19 protein-coding genes and 1 tRNA gene are annotated in these 22,635 nt (G+C 35.5%); 8 read left to right on the forward strand and 12 right to left on the reverse strand.

From position 1 onward, the window contains the following. Positions 1-5 precede the first annotated feature (5 nt). Positions 6-2,681, reverse strand: coding sequence for a TonB-dependent receptor domain-containing protein (locus ACEN2N_RS12060; protein ID WP_441824562.1), 2,676 nt, complete (start codon positions 2,679-2,681; stop codon positions 6-8). A gap of 195 nt (positions 2,682-2,876) precedes the next feature. Between ACEN2N_RS12060 and ACEN2N_RS12065 the strand changes: the two genes are divergently transcribed. Then, on the forward strand, positions 2,877-3,902 hold the full coding sequence (locus tag ACEN2N_RS12065) for a LacI family DNA-binding transcriptional regulator (protein WP_441824563.1): 1,026 nt from the start codon (positions 2,877-2,879) through the stop codon (positions 3,900-3,902). Between the two features lie 33 nt (positions 3,903-3,935). Here the strand turns inward: ACEN2N_RS12065 and ACEN2N_RS12070 are convergent, their stop codons facing one another. The 5 genes from ACEN2N_RS12070 to rseP all read right to left on the reverse strand — a co-directional run bounded on the left by ACEN2N_RS12070 (position 3,936) and on the right by rseP (position 9,390). Then, complete coding sequence (locus ACEN2N_RS12070; protein ID WP_441824564.1) at positions 3,936-5,477, reverse strand: acyl-CoA carboxylase subunit beta; 1,542 nt, start codon at positions 5,475-5,477, stop codon at positions 3,936-3,938. A 30-nt stretch (positions 5,478-5,507) separates the two neighbouring features. After that, entirely contained in the window at positions 5,508-6,980 is a 1,473-nt protein-coding gene (locus ACEN2N_RS12075) for an acetyl-CoA carboxylase biotin carboxylase subunit (RefSeq protein WP_441824565.1), read from the reverse strand. Positions 6,981-7,120: 140 nt separating this feature from the next. Further along, complete coding sequence (locus tag ACEN2N_RS12080) at positions 7,121-7,600, reverse strand: acetyl-CoA carboxylase biotin carboxyl carrier protein subunit (protein ID WP_441824566.1); 480 nt, start codon at positions 7,598-7,600, stop codon at positions 7,121-7,123. Between the two features lie 286 nt (positions 7,601-7,886). Continuing rightward, positions 7,887-7,960: transfer RNA gene (locus ACEN2N_RS12085), tRNA-Asn, on the reverse strand. 80 nt (positions 7,961-8,040) lie between these two features. After that, complete coding sequence (gene rseP / locus ACEN2N_RS12090) at positions 8,041-9,390, reverse strand: RIP metalloprotease RseP (protein WP_441824567.1); 1,350 nt, start codon at positions 9,388-9,390, stop codon at positions 8,041-8,043. Between the two features lie 162 nt (positions 9,391-9,552). On the opposite strand from rseP, the gene ACEN2N_RS12095 reads away from it, so the two are divergent. From ACEN2N_RS12095 to ACEN2N_RS12110, 4 genes are all read left to right on the forward strand, one after another. Beyond that, complete coding sequence (locus tag ACEN2N_RS12095) at positions 9,553-10,236, forward strand: SCO family protein (protein ID WP_441824568.1); 684 nt, start codon at positions 9,553-9,555, stop codon at positions 10,234-10,236. Between the two features lie 105 nt (positions 10,237-10,341). Next, positions 10,342-10,587: a FeoA family protein gene (locus ACEN2N_RS12100; RefSeq protein ID WP_423996909.1), complete on the forward strand. Its 246-nt coding sequence runs from the start codon at positions 10,342-10,344 to the stop codon at positions 10,585-10,587. Beyond that, positions 10,584-12,770, forward strand: coding sequence for a ferrous iron transport protein B (gene feoB, locus ACEN2N_RS12105; RefSeq protein ID WP_441824569.1), 2,187 nt, complete (start codon positions 10,584-10,586; stop codon positions 12,768-12,770). The genes ACEN2N_RS12100 and feoB overlap by 4 nt, the downstream gene beginning before the upstream one ends. A gap of 255 nt (positions 12,771-13,025) precedes the next feature. After that, on the forward strand, positions 13,026-14,564 hold the full coding sequence (locus ACEN2N_RS12110) for a carboxypeptidase-like regulatory domain-containing protein (protein ID WP_441824570.1): 1,539 nt from the start codon (positions 13,026-13,028) through the stop codon (positions 14,562-14,564). A 1-nt stretch (position 14,565) separates the two neighbouring features. Here the strand turns inward: ACEN2N_RS12110 and ACEN2N_RS12115 are convergent, their stop codons facing one another. After that, the gene (locus ACEN2N_RS12115; protein ID WP_441824571.1) at positions 14,566-14,979 is read right to left on the reverse strand and encodes a DUF423 domain-containing protein; all 414 of its coding nucleotides are present in this window, start codon (positions 14,977-14,979) and stop codon (positions 14,566-14,568) included. Between the two features lie 43 nt (positions 14,980-15,022). Here ACEN2N_RS12115 and ACEN2N_RS12120 point away from each other — a divergent pair, with 43 nt between their 5' ends. Then, positions 15,023-15,421: a TonB-dependent receptor plug domain-containing protein gene (locus ACEN2N_RS12120; RefSeq protein WP_441824572.1), complete on the forward strand. Its 399-nt coding sequence runs from the start codon at positions 15,023-15,025 to the stop codon at positions 15,419-15,421. A gap of 6 nt (positions 15,422-15,427) precedes the next feature. Here ACEN2N_RS12120 and ACEN2N_RS12125 read toward each other — a convergent pair whose 3' ends face one another. The 4 genes from ACEN2N_RS12125 to ACEN2N_RS12140 all read right to left on the reverse strand — a co-directional run bounded on the left by ACEN2N_RS12125 (position 15,428) and on the right by ACEN2N_RS12140 (position 18,011). Beyond that, the gene (locus tag ACEN2N_RS12125; protein WP_441824573.1) at positions 15,428-15,847 is read right to left on the reverse strand and encodes a DUF2141 domain-containing protein; all 420 of its coding nucleotides are present in this window, start codon (positions 15,845-15,847) and stop codon (positions 15,428-15,430) included. Between the two features lie 94 nt (positions 15,848-15,941). Continuing rightward, positions 15,942-16,382, reverse strand: a complete 441-nt coding sequence (locus tag ACEN2N_RS12130) for a hypothetical protein (RefSeq protein ID WP_441824574.1) — start codon at positions 16,380-16,382, stop codon at positions 15,942-15,944. A 118-nt stretch (positions 16,383-16,500) separates the two neighbouring features. Continuing rightward, complete coding sequence (locus tag ACEN2N_RS12135) at positions 16,501-17,322, reverse strand: ZIP family metal transporter (RefSeq protein WP_423996894.1); 822 nt, start codon at positions 17,320-17,322, stop codon at positions 16,501-16,503. A 26-nt stretch (positions 17,323-17,348) separates the two neighbouring features. Further along, the gene (locus ACEN2N_RS12140; RefSeq protein WP_441824575.1) at positions 17,349-18,011 is read right to left on the reverse strand and encodes a metal-dependent transcriptional regulator; all 663 of its coding nucleotides are present in this window, start codon (positions 18,009-18,011) and stop codon (positions 17,349-17,351) included. 77 nt (positions 18,012-18,088) lie between these two features. On the opposite strand from ACEN2N_RS12140, the gene ACEN2N_RS12145 reads away from it, so the two are divergent. Both ACEN2N_RS12145 and ACEN2N_RS12150 read left to right on the forward strand, forming a co-directional pair. Further along, on the forward strand, positions 18,089-20,365 hold the full coding sequence (locus ACEN2N_RS12145) for a TonB-dependent receptor (protein WP_441824576.1): 2,277 nt from the start codon (positions 18,089-18,091) through the stop codon (positions 20,363-20,365). A 75-nt stretch (positions 20,366-20,440) separates the two neighbouring features. After that, positions 20,441-21,583, forward strand: coding sequence for a lycopene cyclase family protein (locus tag ACEN2N_RS12150; protein ID WP_441824577.1), 1,143 nt, complete (start codon positions 20,441-20,443; stop codon positions 21,581-21,583). Here the strand turns inward: ACEN2N_RS12150 and ACEN2N_RS12155 are convergent. Continuing rightward, complete coding sequence (locus tag ACEN2N_RS12155) at positions 21,580-22,554, reverse strand: polyprenyl synthetase family protein (RefSeq protein WP_441824578.1); 975 nt, start codon at positions 22,552-22,554, stop codon at positions 21,580-21,582. The genes ACEN2N_RS12150 and ACEN2N_RS12155 overlap by 4 nt on opposite strands. Positions 22,555-22,635: the final 81 nt, after the last annotated feature.

Raw genomic sequence — 22,635 nt, forward strand, 5'->3', positions numbered from 1 at the left:
TTCTTCTAGAAATTGAAGGTTGCCGTTACGAACAATCTTCTTGGTAAAATTGGTCTTCCAACAAAAAACTCAGATTCTGTTTGACCAGCTGAACCAGCTCTAGGGTTACCTTCTGTAATACCATCACTATCGAATAGATTAAAAACTGATACCCCTAAACGAAGCGACTGATTAGTGTCTTGTTTTGAGAATGTATATCCAGTACCTAGTCTACCAATAGTAATAGCATCTAATTCTATGTTGTTGGTGTCATCTGTAAACTTTTCACCAGTATAGTTGAATCCGAAATTTGCATCGAAAGCGGCATTATCATAGTACAAGCCTAATCCGCCCAATAAGTTTGGCTGTCTTGCTAATTCATTACCAACATTTGCTTCTGTAGATGTACCGTTTACTAAATCGAAATCGGTGTTTTTAGTAATTTCATGATTTTGATAGGTAGCATTACCTCGAAGTTTCAAGAATTGTGCAAGGGTATAATCCCAAGTAGCCTCAATACCTATAGTTCTTGTATTTTGCTCTGCTCTTGTTTCATCGATCAATTGACCACCTACAATTGCTTGGCGAATAGATACACGATCTTTAAGACCTACATAATAACCTGCAACAGAACCTGAGAACTTATCATTTCCGAATTTGGCACCGGCTTCAAATTGAATAATATTTTCAGCATCATAAGGACTTTCAGAAATACCAGGTACCGGAGCAAAACCTCTTAATTGCGGAAAGAAATAACCTTTAGAGAAATTAGCATAAAGGTTGGTTGTTTCAGTTAATTCATATAAACCAGCTAAAGACAATGCCCAAGCACTTGCATTTACTTCGGTTCTTAAGAAAGAACCGTCTGCAGTTTGTACATCACTAAGCTCTGTAGTAATATCTGGAGTAGTATAAACGGTTTCGCTCATAATACCACCACGACTGTTGATACCATCTGTATGTTCCCATCTGAAACCAACATCAAAACGCCATTTGTCTAAAATCATCTCATCTGTAACATATAATGCTACTCTATTTTGAGAAAGAAAGTTATTAGCTGTCTGACCAATACGATTGTAAAGTCCGCCTTGCGAGTACACTACATTAGTACCATCAGCATCGGTATAATTTAAGTTTACCAATTGCGGATTATTATTGAATTCTGTTAATACTCTATACTGATAGTTAACATCTTCAGCCTCTGTACGAGCAATGTAAGAACCTACCGTTACGTTATGATTACCACCATTTGCAGTTTCAATAGATTTTGTCAAATTGATTTCGCCAGAGTAATCTGTCATTGGGCGTAAACGATCCACATGTAAATTATCGATTACTAGATCGTTACCGTTAATTTGAGAACCCGAACCACTTTGGTAAGCTGCAGTATACCCTAAGTTACCAGGAGCAATACTTTCCACATAATTATTAAGGGTGATAGGGTTTCCGTTAGCACCATTTCCACCAACATAAAGAGCAAAATTGTGCTTGTAATTAGCATACTTGATTTTAGAAGTCAACTTAAGGTCATCTTCAAATCTGTAATTAAAATCACCCATTAAATAACCACCAGTAGTAGAAACACCATCAGCTATAGGACTATTGTAAGTTCCACCGGGAGTATTAAATGAAGTATTGGCTAAATCACCAGATAACAATTGTTCAACTGGGTTACCATCATTACCGTTTATACGCTCTCTGCTACCACCACTTAAAGGAATAGGAAGATAAAATTGTGCCTTATCGTCAATAAACTGTCCGCTTAACGTAAAAGAACCGTTATCAAATTTCTTTTTGATGTTACCTCTAAATTGAACACCTTTAGTTGGAAGACCTACATCTATAGGACCTCTATCATTACGAACAAAACCTGTAAAAGCATAATATGTATTAGAATCTTCACCACCTAGTTGACCACCAGAATAGAAATCAGTTTTAATTCTACCTTGGTTGGCAACTTCAATATTAATAATGTTACCAGGGTTTGTATCACCCGTTTTACTTGTATAGTTTATGATACCGGCAACAGAACCTGCGCCATATAATACTGCAGCACCACCACGAACAAATTCAACACCTTTAAAACCAATATCAGGTCTTGCATACACATCATGTGCAGAAGAATTTAGTCCGAAAGAACTGATTAAAGGCATACCGTCGTACTGTAAAGGGTTAAAAACATACTGACCACCAGAAGGCAAACCTCTAACGAATATGTTACTTGCCGTTTCACCACCACCACCTTCAGCAGTAATACCAGGTACACTTCTAAGAATATCTGCCTGGCTGTTTGCAGAGAGCTTCGTAATCTCTGCCATTTTCACAGAGCTAATTGACAGTGGCGCCTGCTTTTGCGAACGGAATGTACTAGAAGCAGTTAATACCACCTCATCTAATAATTGACCACCTTCTTGTAGCACTATATTTACCGTCTGTGCTGTACCATTTAAGTTTAAAGATTTATCAACAGATGTAAACCCTATATATGATACACGTAATATCTGGGCACCGGTAAGGTCAGTTGAAAAAGTAAAATTACCATCAAAATCTGATGTTGTACCCGATGTGCTACCAGTAATTAAAATGTTAGCACCGGGAATTGGCTCTCCTGAATTGTCTGTTACGGTTCCTGAAATATTGGTCTGTGCAAAGGAGCCTGCACTGATAAGAAGTCCGATTACCGCAAAAATAATTTTCTTCATAATGTTTGAGTTTTTTTTAAGTTGAATCGATTTAAATTATCAAATCGTTGATTTTGAGACCAAATTATATGAATACATCATTCCTATAACCAAATATTAACGAAATATCAATGCAAACGTTTGCACAAACGTTTGCAATTTATTTTGTAGTATTGTATTTCACTTACAACCATCATAATTCACTGATATTCAATTATGAGCAAAAAGAGAAATACTACTTTAAAAGAACTGTCAAAAGAATTAAGCCTATCTATTTCGACAGTTTCTAGAGCATTGAATGACCACCCAGATATTAGCCAAGACACGAAAGAAAGGGTTAGAAAGCTAGCTAAGCAAATGAATTATGTGCCCAATTTATTTGCAAGAGGCTTTCGCTCTCGTGAAACTCATATACTAGGAGTAATCGTGCCCAACATATCTCATTTGTTTACCTCAACTATTTTAAAGGGAATTTTAGAGGAAGCCGAACTACGTGGGTATCGTGTTATTATTTCAGAATCAAACAACAACGAGGTCAAACAAGTAGAAATGTTAAATACCATGACACAATTTGGTGTTGATGGTGTATTAATGTCTTTGTCTAGAAAAACAACCAACGTTGAAGAGATATTAAAAATACTAAACCGCATACCTATAGTCCTCTTCGATAAAGTATCAAGTAAAATACCTTGTACACAAATTGTTATCAATGAAGAGGAAGCAGCATTTAATGCTGTTGAACATTTAATAGAGCTAGGTAAACAGCGCATTGCTATTATAAAGGAAACAGAGAATTCTTATAATTCTGAAAAAAGATACGCAGGCTATTTAAGGGCCTTAACTCAATATGGTATACCAGTGCGTGATAAGCTTATTTTAAGTACTGAAGATATTTCATTAGGCAACGGAAGACGATTGACCAATATTCTTTTAAGCATGAAGAAACGCCCAGATGCTATTTTCGCCATTACCGATAATGCTGCTATTGGTGCAATAAAGGCACTGCACAAGTTCAAGGTAAAAATACCTGAAGAAATAGCCGTAGTAGGTTTTAGCAACTCTATTAACTCCACCATCGTTAGTCCCGCACTAACAACAGTAGATCAACCTGGTGATAAAATAGGAAGAACGGCAGTTCGCTTTTTAATTCAAGAACTTGAAAACCCTACCAATGATGTAATGACAAAAACCGTTGAGATCAAAACCAGCCTTATCGTTAGAGACTCTTCTTTAATGGTATAAGGTTAAAGGACCTTTTTTTAAATAAGTAGAACATTACAACGGAATATTACCATGCTTTTTCTTTGGTAAAGTAGCTACTTTATTCTCGAGCATTGTATATGCTTTTATTAATTTTCTTCTGGTATCTTTTGGCAGAATCACCTCATCTATAAATCCTCTTTGTGCCGCGCTATATGGGTTTGCAAACAATTCTGCATATTCAGCCTCTTTTTCAGCCAATTTCGCCACAGGATCATCCGCTGCACTTATTTCTTTCTTAAAAATAATTTCACTTGCTCCTTTTGCTCCCATTACTGCAATTTCTGCACCTGGCCACGCGTAATTTAAATCAGCTCCGATATGTTTAGAGTTCATTACATCATACGCACCACCGTATGCTTTTCTTGTAATAACAGTTACTTTAGGTACAGTTGCTTCGCTTAAAGCATATAATAACTTTGCACCATTAGTTATAATTCCGTTCCATTCTTGATCTGTACCCGGTAAAAATCCAGGTACATCTACCAATACTAAAAGCGGAATATTGAAGCAATCGCAAAACCGAGTAAAACGGGCTGCCTTTTTTGAACTATCAACATCTAATACACCCGCCAAACTTATAGGCTGATTAGCAACAATACCAATACTTTTACCACCTAAACGTGCAAAACCCACAACGATGTTATCGGCATATGCTTCATGAATTTCAAAGAACGTGTCTTGATCAATAATTCCGTTAATTACATGACGCATATCGTAAGGTTGATTTGCATTCTCAGGAACAATATCTTCTAATACATCGCGCACCTCATTAGCCAGCTTAAATGGAATATCTGCTGGTTTATCTTCACAATTTTGAGGCATATAACTAATCATCTGCTTAATCTGATTGATACATTGAATATCATTCGCAGCGGTTAAGTGTGTTACTCCAGATTTTGTAGCATGTGTTAAAGCACCACCCAATTCTTCTGATGTTACCTCTTCATTTGTCACCGTTTTAACCACATTAGGTCCTGTAACAAACATATAACTAGAGTTCTCTACCATTAAGGTAAAATCGGTCATTGCTGGCGAATAAACTGCACCACCTGCACATGGACCCATTATGGCAGAAATCTGCGGAATTACTCCAGATGCCATTACGTTCTTATGAAAAATATCGGCATAACCACCTAAAGAACGTACCCCTTCTTGAATTCGAGCACCACCACTGTCATTTAAACCAATCATTGGAACACCAATTTTCATAGCCATATCCATTATTTTACAGATTTTTTCAGCATGGGTTTCAGAAAGCGCACCACCAAAAACCGTAAAATCTTGTGCAAAAACGCAAACTTGCCTCCCGTTAATTGTCCCATAACCAGTTACCACTCCGTCGCCATAGAAAACTTGTTTTTCCATACCAAAATCTTTAGTACGGTGCGTAACCAAAGCACCCATTTCTTCAAATGAGCCCTCATCTAACAAAAAATGAATACGCTCACGAGCAGTTAACTTTCCTTTGGCATGTTGCTTATCAATACGTTCTTGACCACCACCCAAATTAGCCAATGCAAGTTTCTCCGCTAGTATTTGTTTATTATCTTTCATTCTAATTTTTCAAATCTTTTTTTAGCAATTCTAAGTTCTGCTCTTCTTCCAATTTGAAGAAACCTTAGTCGGAATTTTTACTATTTTATCATTTTCTAAATACAACTTTAAGGCTACCAATGCTGCTATTCTTCTTTCTTCAGCATACTGCTTTTCTAAAAGTTCTGGAGAATAGTAGTTTTTGACAAAATGTGTATCGAAATTCCAAGATGTAAAAGCTTCATGCTCACATACAAATTTGCCAAAGGACAAGGTTGTTGCAACACCTTCAACTTTATAGCCATCAATTGCCTTTATCATTAATTGTATGGCTTCTTCCCTATTTTTACCATAGGTAATCAATTTAGAAATCATGGGGTCATAATAAATAGGAACCTCCATACCTTCTTCGAAACCATCATCAACACGAATACCCTCACCTACCGGAGTTTTATAGGTTGATAATGTACCAATACTCGGCATAAAATTAGCTAACGGGTCTTCTGCATACACACGTACCTCAAGCGCATGACCTGTTATTTTCAAATCCTCTTGGGTAAAAGCCAGCTTTTCGCCACGGGCTACTTTTATTTGTTGTTCTACCAAATCTATACCAGATATCAACTCAGAAACCGGATGCTCTACTTGTAACCTTGTATTCATTTCTAAGAAGTAAAAGTTCTTTTTTTCGTCTAGTAAAAACTCCACCGTACCAGCACCGACATAATCACAAGCTTTTGCTACTTTAATAGCAGCTTCGCCCATCGCCTTTCTAATTTCTGGAGTCAAAACTGCTGACGGAGCTTCTTCAACTACTTTTTGATGCCTTCTTTGCACACTACATTCCCGTTCAAATAAATGAACTGTATTGCCATGTGTATCGGCTAATACTTGAATTTCGATATGCCTAGGCGAGCCCACATACTTTTCTATAAAAACAGAACCATCACCAAATGAAGCTAGTGCTTCGCTGATAGCTCTATCCATTTGTTCTGGCAAATCTTTCAAATTTTCAACAACACGCATTCCTTTACCACCACCACCAGCAGAAGCTTTAATTAAAATTGGAAATCCTATTTCTTTTGCCACCTTTTCGGCTAAGGCGACATCTGTTATCGCCTCTTCGATACCTGGCACCATAGGAATATCATAATCACGAACCGCCTCTTTTGCCGCCAGTTTATTTCCCATCACTTTAATTGCGTGAGGCTTAGGCCCAATAAAGGTGATGCCATTATCTTCAACCATTTGAGCAAAAACAGAATTTTCACTTAAGAATCCGTAACCTGGGTGAATACCTTCGGCTCCAGTTACTTTAGCTGCATTAATAATTTTATCCATGACCAGATATGATTCTGATGATGGCGCAGGCCCCAATAAAACTGCTTCATCAGCAAACTTAACATGTGGTGAATGGCGGTCAACCTCTGAATATACGGCAACGGTTTTAATACCCATTTTCTGGGCAGTTTTCATTATTCGTAAAGCTATTTCACCTCGGTTGGCTATTAGTATTTTCTTCATTAAAACTTATTTAACTCGATAATCGAGATTTCATTACTTAGAGGTTTTCTATGAAATTTAAGATTTTACCTTATGGGCAAATCCTGAAGTTGATCTAGGTAATGTATTCTGGATGCAATAACAGCTATCGTGTTAGGTCTCTACTCCATTTCAATAATCACTTGTCCTTTTTCTACAGCGTCGTCTTTTTTAACTTCAATAGACTTAATAATTCCCTCTCCTTGGGCAAGAATAATATTTTCCATTTTCATTGCCGACAAGACCAATAAGGGAGTACCTTCTACAATCTCTTGACCCACTTCAACCATTACATCAACAATTAACCCTGGCATTGGTGCTTTTACCTCGTTCAGTTTTTGAGTCGTAACCACTAGCAATCCCATTTTTTTGACCTGCTGATCGTACTCGTCTTGCAGCTTGATGTCGTACATATTTCCGTTGATAGACATGGACATCGTCTTGTTCAAAAAATCGGAATGGACTATCTCTACTTGAAAAGCACTATTATTATCTAAAATATGAAGGTTTTTTGCATCGACTTTAATGCTATCAAGAGAATCGACATCGCTACTATTAACGTGTAGTTCTTCTTCGTTTACCGTAATTAAATAGTTTGACATATTTTGTATTATAAAACAGTATGAGTGTTTACCAAAGATATTGAAAAAGATTGGCGATGTATTTAATCGAATTGAAATGACCCTATCTGTTGATTATTTAAATAACAGAGATACTTAGAGTTTTAAATAGTGGCACCGAATAGAACACCTAATTTCAGGTAATCAATTGAAAATTGGATTTTATGGGAAAAAGCAGAAGTGTAAGATAGAACAGTGCGAAGAGCCGTCGGTATTGACCAAAAACAAAAAATCCAACCTAAATAAATAGATTGGATTTCGCTTTTTGCTCCCCCTCTTGGGCTCGAACCAAGGACCCTCTGATTAACAGTCAGATGCTCTAACCAACTGAGCTAAGGAGGAAAATAACCCGTTTTAGTTTCCTAAAGCGGGTGCAAATATAGTGGTTTTTTGAAAGTCGCCAAATAAATAAATTATTTTTTTTATTTAAATATCAATTTATACACATCGTTACCATTTGCGAACAGTAATAAGGCTATTAAAATAAAGAACCCGGTGATTTGTGCGTACTCTAAAAACTTATCACTTGGCTTTCTACCGGTAACCATTTCATATAGCAAAAACATAACGTGTCCGCCATCTAAAGCAGGGATCGGAAGTATGTTCATAAATGCCAGAATAATGGATATAAATGCAGTTGTTGCCCAAAACTGTGGCCAGTTCCAAGTATCTGGGAACATACCACCTATGGCAGCAAAACCACCAACCTCTTTATAGGCACCGGTATCAGGGTTGAAGATCTTCTTCATTCCTTTAATATAATCTGTAAGGGTTTTAACGCCTTTGTTCCATCCTGCCGGGATAGATTCTATGAAAGTGTAGTCTGTTGTATTTATTTTTAAATATCCTTGTTCTTCTGCATCAATTGTAGTCAAACCAATCATTAGTCCTAGTTTTCCATCTTCAGACACTTTTGCTTGTAAAGGCACATTTGCTCCATTTCGTTTTACTACAACATCAACTGTAGTTCCTTTTTTAGCTTCTAAAATAGGAAAAACTTGATCTTGATATATAACAGAGGTACCTGCAATTGTTGTTAAGATATCACCAACCTCAAAACCAGCACTTACATTTTGTGATTCTTCAGGAACTTGACTAATTACCCAGGGTAACCTTGGTTTAATAAATCTAGCATTCTCCCTATTATCAGATATGGTTTCTATAAAATCAACCGGAATATCTTTTTCTATAGTATTACCATTACGCTCCAAGGTTATTTTTTCTCCGTAAACAACTTCGGGCATAATACTATTTAACGCCTTAATCTTCTTACCATCAACAGCTATAACCTTATCTCCTGTTTCTATTCCAAGTGCATTTCCTAAGGTTGTGTCAGTTATCCAAACACCATCTTTTAAACTATCGTTTGCAATATATTGCTCTCCATAAGCATAAGCTAAACCAATAAAAATAATTACCGCTAGCACAAAATTGACAGTAACACCACCTAACATGATAATTAAACGTTGCCAAGCCGGTTTACTTCTAAACTCCCATTCCTTAGGTTCTTCTGCCATGGCTTCTTTATCCATGCTTTCATCTATCATTCCAGATATTTTCACATATCCGCCTAATGGCAACCAACCAATTCCGTATTCAGTTTCTCCTATTTTCTTTTTGAAAAGTGAAAACTTCACATCAAAGAATAAGTAGAATTTCTCTACTCTTGTTTTAAAATATTTTGCTGGTATAAAATGCCCTAACTCGTGTAGTACTATAAGTATAGAAAGGCTTAAAAAAAATTGTATTGTCTTTATTATAATGGGGCTCATTCTTTTTTCCTGAAAATTAAAATCGCACAAAAGTACATTTTTACAACCGCTAAAAAAAAGAAACACACTGAGGTAGTGGTATTTTATGAATAATTTATAACCTGAACCTACCTATTTGCTTGAAAAATAAAGCACCCTAGCGTACCTTTGTAAAAAATTCGTATGCGTTCTTTTTTTGCTAAATTCAAGTTATTCGGTCTGGTGCTACTGCCAATTTCTGCAGTTATCATGTATCTGTTCTATAATGCCTTACAACCTGTAAAGTTGTTACCGGTATATTCGCCTGCTATGGTGAATGCAGAATTGGTTTCTGAAGAGATTCAGCATGTTAGAAAATACCATACTATCGCCGATTTCTCTTTGACCAACCAAAATGGCGAAACGATTACTCAAGAAGATTACAAGGATAAAATTTACATTGCCGATTTCTTCTTTACCACCTGCCCTACTATTTGCCCCATAATGACCAAAAACATGGTCGATCTACAAAAAGCCCTTGGTAACGATTCTGGTGTAATGTTATTATCACACTCGGTAACACCAGAAATAGATTCTGTAGCTCAGCTAAAGAAATATGCCCTAGAAAAAGGGGTAGACGATGCAACATGGAATTTAGTTACGGGTGATAAAAAACAAATCTATGATCTTGCCCGTAAATCGTATTTAGCCGTAAAAACAGATGGTGATGGCGGACCGTTTGATATGATACACACCGAAAATTTCATTTTGGTAGATAAGAAAAAGAGAATTCGAGGTTTCTACGATGGCACCAAGATAGAAGATATCGTAAAGATTTTGGCCGACATTGAAATTTTGAAAAAGTCTTACGACGAAAACAACGATTAAACCTTTAAGGTAAGACAGTCTAACAGTATTAGATTTAAGTTGTATTAATTTCCTAATTGGATTATTTGCTTTACTTTTGTTACTTATAATGAATCTAAATAAAGATTGGAAACTACAGTCGCACATTTAAAAAGAGGTCAAAGGGGAATTATTAAAGAATTCACCGAAAACCTATTACCTATAAAACTACTAGAGCTAGGTTGTTTACCAGGTAATGTAGTAGAATTAGTGCAAGTAGCTCCTTTAAATGATCCCATCTATATCAATGTCAACGGATCGCATATTGCCATAAGAAGAGAAATGGCCTTACATATAGCACTTGATATTATTGAAGATAATGTGGTTATATGAGCAAACAAATCAATGTAGCCCTTATCGGGAACCCAAACACCGGTAAAACTTCGGTTTTTAATCAGCTTACCGGGTTAAACCAGAAAGTAGGTAACTACCCAGGTATTACCGTTGAGAAAAAAGAAGGAATCTGTAAACTTCCACGAGGTGTAAAAGCCCATATTTTAGATTTACCAGGCACATACAGCTTAAACACAACCTCTTTAGATGAAAGTGTTGCTGTAGAACTGCTTCTCAATAAAAATGATAGAGACCACCCAGATGTGGCCATTGTAGTTTCTGATGTAGAGAACCTAAAAAGAAATCTTCTTCTTTTTACACAAATAAAAGATTTAAAAATACCCACTATACTGGTCATTAACATGGCAGACCGTATGTCTCGAAAGGGTATTACCATAGATATAGAATTACTAGAAAAAAAGCTAAACGCCAAAATTGCATTAGTAAGTACCCGAAAAGAAACGGGTATAGAAAAACTAAGAGAATTAATTGCCGATTATAAGAATTTACCAAAAACCCAAAATGTAGACATCTCTGTAATCGCGCCCGATTATTTTGAGAAACTTTCTACCACCTTCCCAAAAGAAGATGTGTACAAACTATGGCTGGTTATAACTCAAGATGTCAATTTTATGCCTCTTGAAAAGACATTATTTAAAGATGCCACTTCGTTTGCCACCAAATCTAAATCTGAACTAAAGCGTCTTCAACAGAAAGAAACGATTTTAAGATACCAGTTTATTAACGGAATTTTAAAAGAGACCTATAAGGTCGACGTTAATGCCGCCAAAGGTTTTAGAGCAACTTTAGACAAGGTGCTAACACATAAAGTATTTGGCTACCTTATATTCTTTCTAATTTTATTGACCATATTTCAAGCCATTTATGGATGGAGCGAATACCCGATGGATCTTATTGACGGTTTTTTTGCATCTGCAACAGAATGGGTAAAAAACACATTGCCACCAGGGGTTTTCACGAACCTAATTGCAGAGGGAATTTTATCTGGCATTGGCGGTATTGTTATTTTTATTCCACAGATAGCGTTCTTGTTTCTTTTTATAGCCTTGTTAGAAGAAACGGGCTACATGAGTAGGGTGGTATTTTTAATGGATAGAATAATGCGCCCGTTTGGCTTAAGTGGTAAAAGTGTAGTTCCGTTAATATCAGGAACAGCATGTGCTATACCTGCAGTGATGGCTACCAGAACCATTGAAAACTGGAAAGAACGATTAATTACCATATTAGTAACTCCGTTTACCACCTGCTCGGCTCGTTTGCCAGTATACCTGATTATTATAGCATTGGTCATACCCGAAGGTAGCTTTTTAGGCTTAAGCTATAAAGCACTGACCTTAATGTCTTTGTACTTAATGGGTTTTGGAGCTGCTATTCTATCGGCGGTAATCTTAAATAAAATACTTAAAATAAAGAGCAAATCTTTCTTTGTGGTAGAAATGCCGAATTACAAATTACCATTGCTTAAAAACGTAGGCTATACCGTTCTTGAAAAGACTAAAAGTTTTGTTTTCGGGGCAGGTAAAATCATTTTAGCAATTTCAATAATTCTATGGTTTTTAGGCTCTAACGGATCTTCTGACGAATTTAAAAATGCAGAGACCATTGTAACCAACCGTGTAGAACATGAAGGTTTCAGTACCAGTAGTGAAGTTTATTTTGACACCCATCAAGATGGTTTAGATATAAACAACCCAAATGCATCTGACCAACAAAAAGAACTTGAAGAACGCGCATTAGCGCAAGAAATAGCAGGGTATAAACTAGAGCACTCTTATATGGGTCATATGGGTAAAGCTATAGAACCTATTGTAAGACCTTTAGGCTATGATTGGAAAATTGGTATTGCCGTCATCACCTCATTTGCAGCCAGAGAAGTTTTTGTCGGCACATTGGCAACTATTTACAGCGTAGGTAATGATGAAGAAGAAACCATAAAAAATAGAATGGCTGCAGAAGTAAACCCTAGAACTCAAAAGCCACTATTTAATTTAGCTTCTGGTGTTTCGCTACTTCTATTTTATGCATTTGCCATGCAATGTATGAGTACATTGGCTGTAGTAAAAAGAGAAACGAATTCTTGGAAATGGCCTGCGGGGCAACTAGTATTTATGAGCCTATTTGCTTATATTGTTGCTTTAATAGCTTATCAATTATTAAAATAAAAACACATGATACAACACATCTTAGTTTACATCACTTTAGCTATTTCTGTTGGTTATATAGTTACTAAATTTTTTATCCCAAAATCTATTTGGTCCAGTAAAAAAGAAAGCTCAAAGGCTTGTGGCCAAGATGGTTGTGGCTGTCATTAGATTATAGATTTTTGTTAAAATTTATTTAAAACGTTCCTAACAGTTTCTAAAATTGTAACGTTACTTACATTGGTTCGTCTAGATTGCGTAAGAATAATCGAACCTATGAACAACAAATTACCTCTTCTAGCTTTTTTCACATTTCTAATTTTCAACCTATTTAATGCCAATGCACAAAGCTTAAGTGCAACTGTTATTGATAGTGTTAGTCAACAACCCATACCATTCGCCACTATACAACTAAAAGATAAAGGTGTAATTACCAATGAGGAAGGTAAATTCAACTTCCTTTTAAACGAAACTATTACTGAGTCTGACTCCTTAACTATTTCATCTATTGCTTATGAAACACTTTCCAAACCTATTTCAGAATTTACTACAACCAAAATTGCACTTGTACCTAAAGCGATAGAGTTAAGAGAGGTTATCGTCTCTAACAAAAATTATACTGCCGATGAGATTATGGATTTCGTTGAGGATAATCTAGAAAAAAACTATTCTAATGACCTCTCGAAAAAAAGACTTTTTCATCGAACATCGAATTTTGACCGTTGGACAAAGAGTGATTTTACGGTAAAAAAATCTTCTATAGATGTATTAAACCAACAGTTTATAGATAGCATCATTTCTACGGTTCCTAAAAATGATAGTTATTATTCTGAAGTCGTAGGAGACCTATATGGTAATAATGACGAGGAACTTCAAAAGTTTAATTTACTGAAAGCCTCTAAATTATATGACGAAAATACAGAATTTGATTATGAAAAGATCGAAGAAAGGTTAAACGACATTTTAATAGAAAACGTAAAACCTGGATCTTATTTTAAAATTAAATCTGGCTTATTGTCCTTCAAAATAGATTCTGATGAAGTAAGTACACTTTTTGAAGAAGATGTTGATTCTACCGATGTAGCAGCTGTAAATAAAGAGCTTGAGGAGAAAAAGAAAAGTAAAGAAGACCAGCAAAAAAATTATGGTAATTGGAAAAAAAATCAACTTGCAAGAATATTTAGTGGCTTACCAACACAAGAAGATTCTGAACTTAATTTTATTGACAAGCAAAGAAAATACGATTATTCCCTTCAAGAGTTTACCTTTTTAGGTGATAATCCTGTTTATGTAATTTCTTTTAAACCAGACGGATCAGCAGATTACGAAGGTACTTTATATGTAAATGCAGATGATTTTGCAGTAATACAAGTAGACTACTCTAATGTTAAACCTACGAGTAAATTTAGTCTATTGGGCATTTCAACTAACAACTACCTTTCTAAAGGGAAAATAATTTACAACAAGGGCAAAGATGGTTTTTATGGTGTACGCTACTACGAATCTGAAAATGGTATGAGGGTTGGCGTAAGAAGACCACTGAAAATTATTGAAAAGAACAAGATTGTAAAAGGTAGAAATAAGCAAAACGAATTAGCTGGAGATATGGATTTTGTGATTATAAGTATAGAAAAGAATGAAATGATTGTATTTGAGTCCGAAAATATAAATCAGGCTACATTTGACAGTTTTACAGAGAATAATTCCATATCACCTACTTATATGCCTAAGTACGACCCAACTTTTTGGGAAGGTTACGCTATTATGGAACCGAATACAGCGATTAAAGAATTTACCGCTACCTCTTCCGAATAAATTAAATCAAGTTTTTAATAAAACTATAGAATAACAACCCCCAACCTACTACTAAAAAGAGTCCGCCAAGAGGGGTTATAGGACCAAAAATTTTTATTTTTTTTCCTTTGGATGCAGAAATGCATAAACCGTAGATACTGAAAGAAAATAAGATGGTTCCGATAATTAGACAATAGATAATAGCTTTCTCAAGACCCGTTTCTAGATTAAGATTAAAGCTGATCATCAATATTAACAGTGCGTGGTACATTTGATATTTTACTCCCGTTTCAAAACTATTCAATTGTTCTGAAGTAAAGGTTTTCTTTAATAAATGAGCGCCAAAAGCACCAAAGATAACTGCTAATAAACCTAACAAAGCTCCTATCAATTGTGCTACTAATACCATAACTTTTTTTGTCAAAGATACTGTCATCTCCTTTTAATTCATAAATTACAGAAACCATTATCAAATAAAAATGAAAAGTTACTTATCTCTTTGCTTAACAGCGGCAATACTATTGTGTAGTTGCGGACCTTCAAAAAATACAACCAAAGAGAAATCATCTTTAGATACTGAATTAAGAGAAAAGAATAGAGCTAATGTTTCGTTATTACAACGTATAAGGCAAAAACCAGGAGTGGTGCTACAAAACAATGTCCCCATTTTAAACAAAACCACAAATTCGTTCGATTCTGGCGGAAATCAAGAACCCTTGTATGTTTTAAATAATCAAGTAATCGGAAATTCGTTTCATTCTGTAAACGAACTGATAGATAGTTATAATGTAAAGAAAATAGTTATTCTATCTGGGGCAGATGCTGCAGGTTACGGAACCCAAGGTTCTAATGGGGTTATTAAGATAACGAGTTATTAATTGTGATTAGTTTAAACTAATATTCATCTCAATATTAGAATTTACGGTAAACACACATTCCTTATATTTTGGCGGACCGAACATTTTCATTTTGCCCTTAGAAAAAGCAATTTGTTCTTTCGGAATGCCAAGCATATTAGTATCTAAGTTCTCATTACCGTTCGCATCATGAAAAATGGCAATTGCGTAATCCCCATCAGGTAAATCTGAGATATTAAAAGCTGTTTTTCCCTTAACCGCTTTCTCTGAACCAGATTTGTAAACTTTATCGAATTTTAAAAAAGAATCTTCATTATTATAAACAGCAAAACAAATATTACCTTTTTCAGAGGTAACTCCATCAATACTTACCCTAACATTATGCTGTGCAAAAACTCCTGTGGCTATGAAGCTTAAAAAAAATAGCACTAATAAATCTTTTTTCATCTTTACAAATAGTTCTAAAATCTAGAATTGTTTCAATAGTTATGCCAAATGATTACTCAACTTCTAAACTCTTCTGTTATAACCTTTCGGCGATTTAATTAGGCTTACTTAAAACACTCATTTTAGCATTAAGCTGCTGAAATAACTGAACAGTTTCAACGGAGTCTTTCAAGTTAAAATACACATAAGTTGAATCTTTATAAACCAATTTTATTTTATTCTGATTGATGTTATCTATAAAAATCCGAACCTTTTTATCTGTCAATGAATCTTTAAACTCCCTAAATACACCCTTCTCTTTTTCTAGGGCAGAGAAGCCATGCAAACGCTCCATTGGTGGTATTATTTCTACAAAAACAACACTATCAAGTTCGTTTAAAGGAATTTCGACATTATAAAATCCTGAGCGTAGGCTAAGATTTTTACCATCATTACCTACCCAATTTCTAGTATGTAGAATTAAAACAAATGCACAGCATATAACAGTGATTACCAACATAACTGTCCAGACCCAACTTTTCTTAGAAGAATGCATAATATTTTAAAGTATGAAGTTAACTATACTAATGCCTTTAACGTTAAAATCGATATTAAATTACCGGTTCATTAAAATATTGGCCCGTAAATTATTAGTGCTAGAATAAACAATAGGCTTACCCTAAACCAACATCTAAAGTCATCATAATAATGAAGCCACCGATGAAGCCCATGGTGGCAATATCGGTGTATTTATCTTGCTGTGTTTCCGGGATAACTTCCTCTACGACAACAAATATCATAGCACCAGCAGCAAAAGAAAGAGCATAAGGTAAAATAGGCTGAAAAGTCATTACTGCCCAAGCACCTAATACTGCAGCGATAGGCTCAACAAGTGCAGATGCCTGACCGAACATAAAACTTTTTGTTCTACTTAACCCATGTCTACGTAATGGCATAGCTACCGCAAACCCCTCGGGAAAATTCTGAAGACCTATACCAAGTGCCAAAGCAACGGCACCACCAATTGATGCACCTTCAAAACCAGCGGCTACCCCACCAAAAAGAACACCTACCGCTAAGCCTTCTGGTATGTTATGCAATGTAATTGCCAAAGTCAATAACGTTGTTCTATGCCAAGGTGTTTTTACACCTTCTACTTCACTTTCCTTAAAATTAATGTGTAAATGAGGTAGCACTTTATCCAATCCAAAAATAAACATTGCACCTAAGAAAAACCCAATAGCTGCGGGTATCACTTTTACGAATCCTTCCCCGGGGCTCATTTCTATACCAGGGGCCAAAAGGCTCCAAAAACTTGCAGCAACCATTACCCCACCAGTAAAACCTAACATGCCATCTAATACAGCACGGTTCAATGTTTTAAATAGAAAAACCAATGAAGCCCCTGCAGCTGTTAGTCCCCAAGTGAATAATGTCGCATAAAACGCTGCCAACACTGGGTCTATCGATTCAAAATAAGCTATAATTTGTTCCATAATTTCAAAAATTCATCAGTTAAAAACTATTCTTCATCTACTATATCTAAAAATAAATTTGTTGCAATTTGCTTTGATATTCTGATAGATCCCGACCGTGTAGAAATCGTAACGGAATCATCGAACTCCTCAATTTCCAATATTTTAAACGTATCGCCCAAGGCAATTTTATTCTTATCTAAAAACTTTAAAAAAGCTGCAGATGAGTCATTTACCCCAACACAAACACCTTGACTGCCTACAGGTAATTCGCTAATCAATTTTTTAATTGATTTAGTAAAGACTCCGTCTTTATTTGGGATCGGATCACCGTGTGGATCTACTTTTGGGTATCCTAAATGGGCATCTAATTTATCTATTAAAGTATCACTCTTTATATGTTCTAATTGTTCGGCCACCACGTGTACTTCATCCCAAGAAAAATTTAATTTGTCAACCAAAAAAACTTCCCATAAACGATGTTTTCTGATGATGGATAATGCTACCAGCCGTCCTTTTTCAGAAAGTGACACACCTTGGTACTTTTTATAATTTACCAAAGACTTCTCAGATAGCTTTTTAACCATATCGGTAACTGATGATGGCTTCGTTTTCATTTGTTCGGCTATTGCATTGGTGGCAACAGACTTACTATTGAACTCGCTTAAATGATAAATAGCTTTTATGTAATCTTCTTCAGATAAAGTCATGTTAAAACAATATAAACACAAAAATACATTTTTATGCGTAAAAACAATTTTTTAGATTTGCCTAAATTTAATTTTAGATGATTAAAATAATATTTTTTGTTTGCTCTATTTCATCTTTCGGTATTATAAGTGCGCAAAATTCTACTATATCTGGCACTGTTTCATCAAATGATGGTTCAGAAGCCTATGTAAATATTTATTTAAAGGGAACCGAAATTGGTACTGCTTCAGATGAAAATGGACAGTATACTTTAAAAGATGTTCCCGCGGGAAAATACACTCTTATAGCTTCTACCATTGGCTTTGAGAAATATTACAAAACAATTACAATTACCGAAGGCGCAGATCAAATCGTTCATATCAGCTTATCACATTCTACCGAATCTTTAGATGAAATGGTCGTTACCGGAACCTTAAAGCCTGTAAGTAGATTAGAGAGTCCGGTGCCCGTAGAAGTATACAAACCGACCTTTTTCAAGAAAAATCCAACGGCTAGTATTTTTGAAGCTTTGCAGAATGTTAACGGAGTTAGACCACAAATAAACTGCAATGTTTGTAACACCGGTGATATTCATATTAATGGATTAGAAGGGTCGTATACATTAGTACTCATTGACGGTATGCCGATAGTTAGTGGTCTAGGTACCGTTTACGGATTATCTGGTATACCCAACTCGCTTATTGAACAAATTGAAGTTGTTAAAGGTCCTGCTTCTACCCTTTACGGAAGTGAAGCCGTTGGCGGACTCATAAACATCATCACGAAAAATAACTTATCTGCACCAGGTTTTTTCGCTGATAGTTTTTCTACCTCATGGGGAGAACTTAACCTTGATATAGGCACAAAATTTAATATTGGCAAGAAAACTAATGTGCTCTTAGGAGCCAACTATTTTAAGTATGATAACCTCATAGATAATAACGGGGATAATTTCACAGACCTAACATTGCAAGACCGTATTTCGGTTTTTCAAAAATGGAATTTTACTAGGAATAATTCACGAATTCTTACGCTAGCCGGACGCTTTTTTTACGAAGATCGTTGGGGTGGCGAAATGCAATGGACTCCAGAATTTAGAGGAGGAGATGAAGTTTACGGCGAAAGTATCTATACCCGCAGATGGGAAGTTCTAGGTAAATATCAATTACCGGTCGAAGAGCAACTCATGCTCTCTTTTTCATATAACGACCACAAACAAAATTCTGTTTATGGCAATGTGCCTTACCTAGCCGATCAACGAATAGGTTTTACACAACTAACTTGGGATAAGACCATAGGTAAACATAGCCTTTTAGCAGGTACGGCATTACGTTACAATTATTATGATGACAACACTCCGGCTACCTTAAACTCCAATGAAAATGAACCAGACAAAGTACTAATACCGAGTATTTTTGCGCAAGATGAAATAGCTTTTAATAAAAAGCATTCTTTACTATTAGGTGGTCGCTACGATTATGATGACCGCCATGGTAACATCTTTACTCCGCGAGGGGCATATCGTTTTAAATTCACCGACAATGATATTATTCGATTAAACGCTGGTACAGGTTTTAGAGTGGTAAATCTGTTTACCGAGGATCATGCTGCACTAACAGGTTCGCGAGATGTGATTATTGCAGAGGAATTGAAACCAGAACGCTCGTTTAATGTCAACTTGAATTACTTGAAGAAAATTTATGGTGATAATGGCACTTTTGTAAGCTTAGATGCCTCTGTATTTTATACCAATTTTCAGAATGTAATCATCCCTGATTACGATACAAACCCTAATCAGATTATATATGATAATTTAAACGGAACATCTATTTCAAAAGGAGTTAGTGCCAATGTAGATGTTTCTTTATTCAACGTTTTACAATTTATGCTAGGCGGTACATTACAAAATGTTAGTAATACGGAAGACGGCGTAAAAGAAAGACAAATACTTACTGAAAGTTATTCAGCAAACTGGAGTATTAGCTATGATATGCCTGCTTGGGACTTAACTGTGGATTATACTGGAAATTTATACGGCCCTATGCGTTTACCTACTTTAGGCGAAAGCGATCCCAGACGAGATTTTTCACCTGCATGGAGTATTCAGAACATACAATTTACGTATGATGGACTTAAGAATTTCGAGTTCTACGGAGGTATAAAAAACTTATTAGATTGGACTCCAAATAGAGGAAATCCATTTATCATTGCACGTGCAAACGACCCATTTGATAAAGAAGTAACTTTTGACACTAATGGCAATGCGGTTGCTACACCAAACAATCCAAATGCATTGACTTTTGATCCATCTTACGTATACGGACCTAACCAGGGTATACGTTCATTTCTAGGATTAACTTACACGTTAAATTAAGAACAAAAAACAACTACTATTTCGTATTTTTGATATTCTCAGTATTTAATTCCCTGAGCGATGTTTTAAAAATTCATGAACGAATACGATTATATCATTATAGGCGCAGGTGCATCTGGTTTATTACTGGCTGATGCCATGCTCAACGATTCGTTTTTTGATAATAAAAAGATATTAATTCTTGACAAAGACCCTAAAAACAGCAATGATAGAACATGGTGTTTTTGGGAAGAAGGTAAAGGTCCATTCCATAAGATTGTCCATAAAAAATGGGATACGATTCATTTTCAAGGAGACGATGTTTTTAAAAGAACAGATATTGCCCCGTATTCTTATAAAATGATACGCAGCATTGATTTTTACAATCATTATTTAGGTCGCATCAAAGAATCAACTAATATCACTTTCGTTCAAGAAGCATTGGTAGACTTAAAGGAGTCAGCCACCGAGGTTATTATAATCACTACAAATAGCACCTATACTGGCAAATACCTATTCAATAGTCTTTTTGATTATAAAATGGCAACTGGGCAAAAAAAATATCCGGTGCTTCAGCAACATTTTGTGGGCTGGGTAATTAAAACTGATAAGCCCATTTTTAATGCTAGCGAAGTTACCTACATGGATTTTTCCATCCCTCAAAAAGGAAATACCCGTTTTATGTATGTACTGCCCTATTCAAATGACACCGCGTTGATTGAATACACATTATTTTCAGAACAATTACTGCCAAAGGCTGAATATGAGGCAGCAATAAAAGAATATCTGGTAGACCGCTTTAAATGCGATACTTATGAAATTATCGAAAAGGAAGCAGGTAGTATACCCATGACCGCTTATGACTTTAGAGAACACCACACCAAAAGAATACGATATATAGGTACCGCAGGCGGATGGGCAAAACCAAGCACAGGCTATACTTTAATGAGTACTGCAAATAAGATTCCGAAATTAATTGAACATATAAAGCAAGGCGAACCACTTCAAAAACTAAAATTAAAAAATAAATTTTGGTTTTATGATATGCTCTTTTTAGATGTCTTGCATTATAATAATGGTAACGGTCATGCAATTTTCGAATCTATTTTTAAAGCTATAAAACCACAGATGGTATTTAAATTTCTAGATGAAAAAACTAGCTTAAAAGAAGATTTTATTTACATAAATTCTTGTCCGAAAACCCCATTCATAAAAGCTTTGATTAGAAGACTTTTTTAAACCGTTCTATTCATTAAATTTTCACCAAATTGCTTTAACAAATCTTTGTTTTCAGGCTCTATTTCCATTTCTTCAAGAACATCGAATGCCCTTGCCGTATAATCACCTATTGCTATCTTAGTTGCCTTATCAGCTTCTGTCTTTTCAAATATAGAACGCACTGCGTTTATTTTAGCTTCTGATTCTTTTGGCTGAATAGAATATAGATGTTCAAGCTCTTTCGTCATCATTTCAGAGCCAGAATTCAATGCTTTTAAATATAAGTAGGTTTTCTTATTCTCAATGATATCGCCACCCACTTGCTTACCGAACGTTTCTGGATCCCCAAATACATCTAAATAATCATCTTGCAATTGAAAGGCAATACCAAGATTTAATCCAAAATTATACATTTTCTCTTGTTCAGAATCTGAAGCACCGGCAACAATAGCGCCCATCTTTAGTGCAGCTGCAACGAGTACAGCAGTTTTATACTCGATCATTTTTAAATATTCAGGTAACATAACATCGTCTCTTGTTTCAAAATCAACATCGTACTGTTGACCCTCACAAACTTCTAATGCGGTTTTACTGAATAACTTGGCTAAATCTCTAAATACATTGGGCTCATAATTTTCAAAAAGCTGATACGCCATAATTAGCATCGCATCACCAGATAGAATACCAGTGTTTATATCCCATTTTTCATGAACGGTAGTTTCCCCCCTACGAACAGGGGCATCATCCATAATATCATCATGTACCAAAGAAAAATTGTGAAATACTTCAATTGCCAAGGCGGCATCTAAAGCTTTTTTAAAATCGCCCTTAAAAATTTCAGCGGTCATTAACACTAAAACCGGTCTTAGGCGCTTTCCACCTAAACTAAGAATATAGGTAATAGGCTCATAAAGGTTTCTAGGTTCCTTAGTAATTTTTTTTGAGTCCAAATACGCAATAAACTCTTCTCGATATTCATTAATAGTGTGCATTGTTCGCAATTTTATTCAAAAATAGAACAAATAAGATTGATTCTCCTCTTTTATACGTTGAAGAACCACATCTAAGGCTAA

The organism is Maribacter spongiicola, from assembly GCF_052119685.1.
Lineage (GTDB): Bacteria > Bacteroidota > Bacteroidia > Flavobacteriales > Flavobacteriaceae > Maribacter > Maribacter spongiicola_A.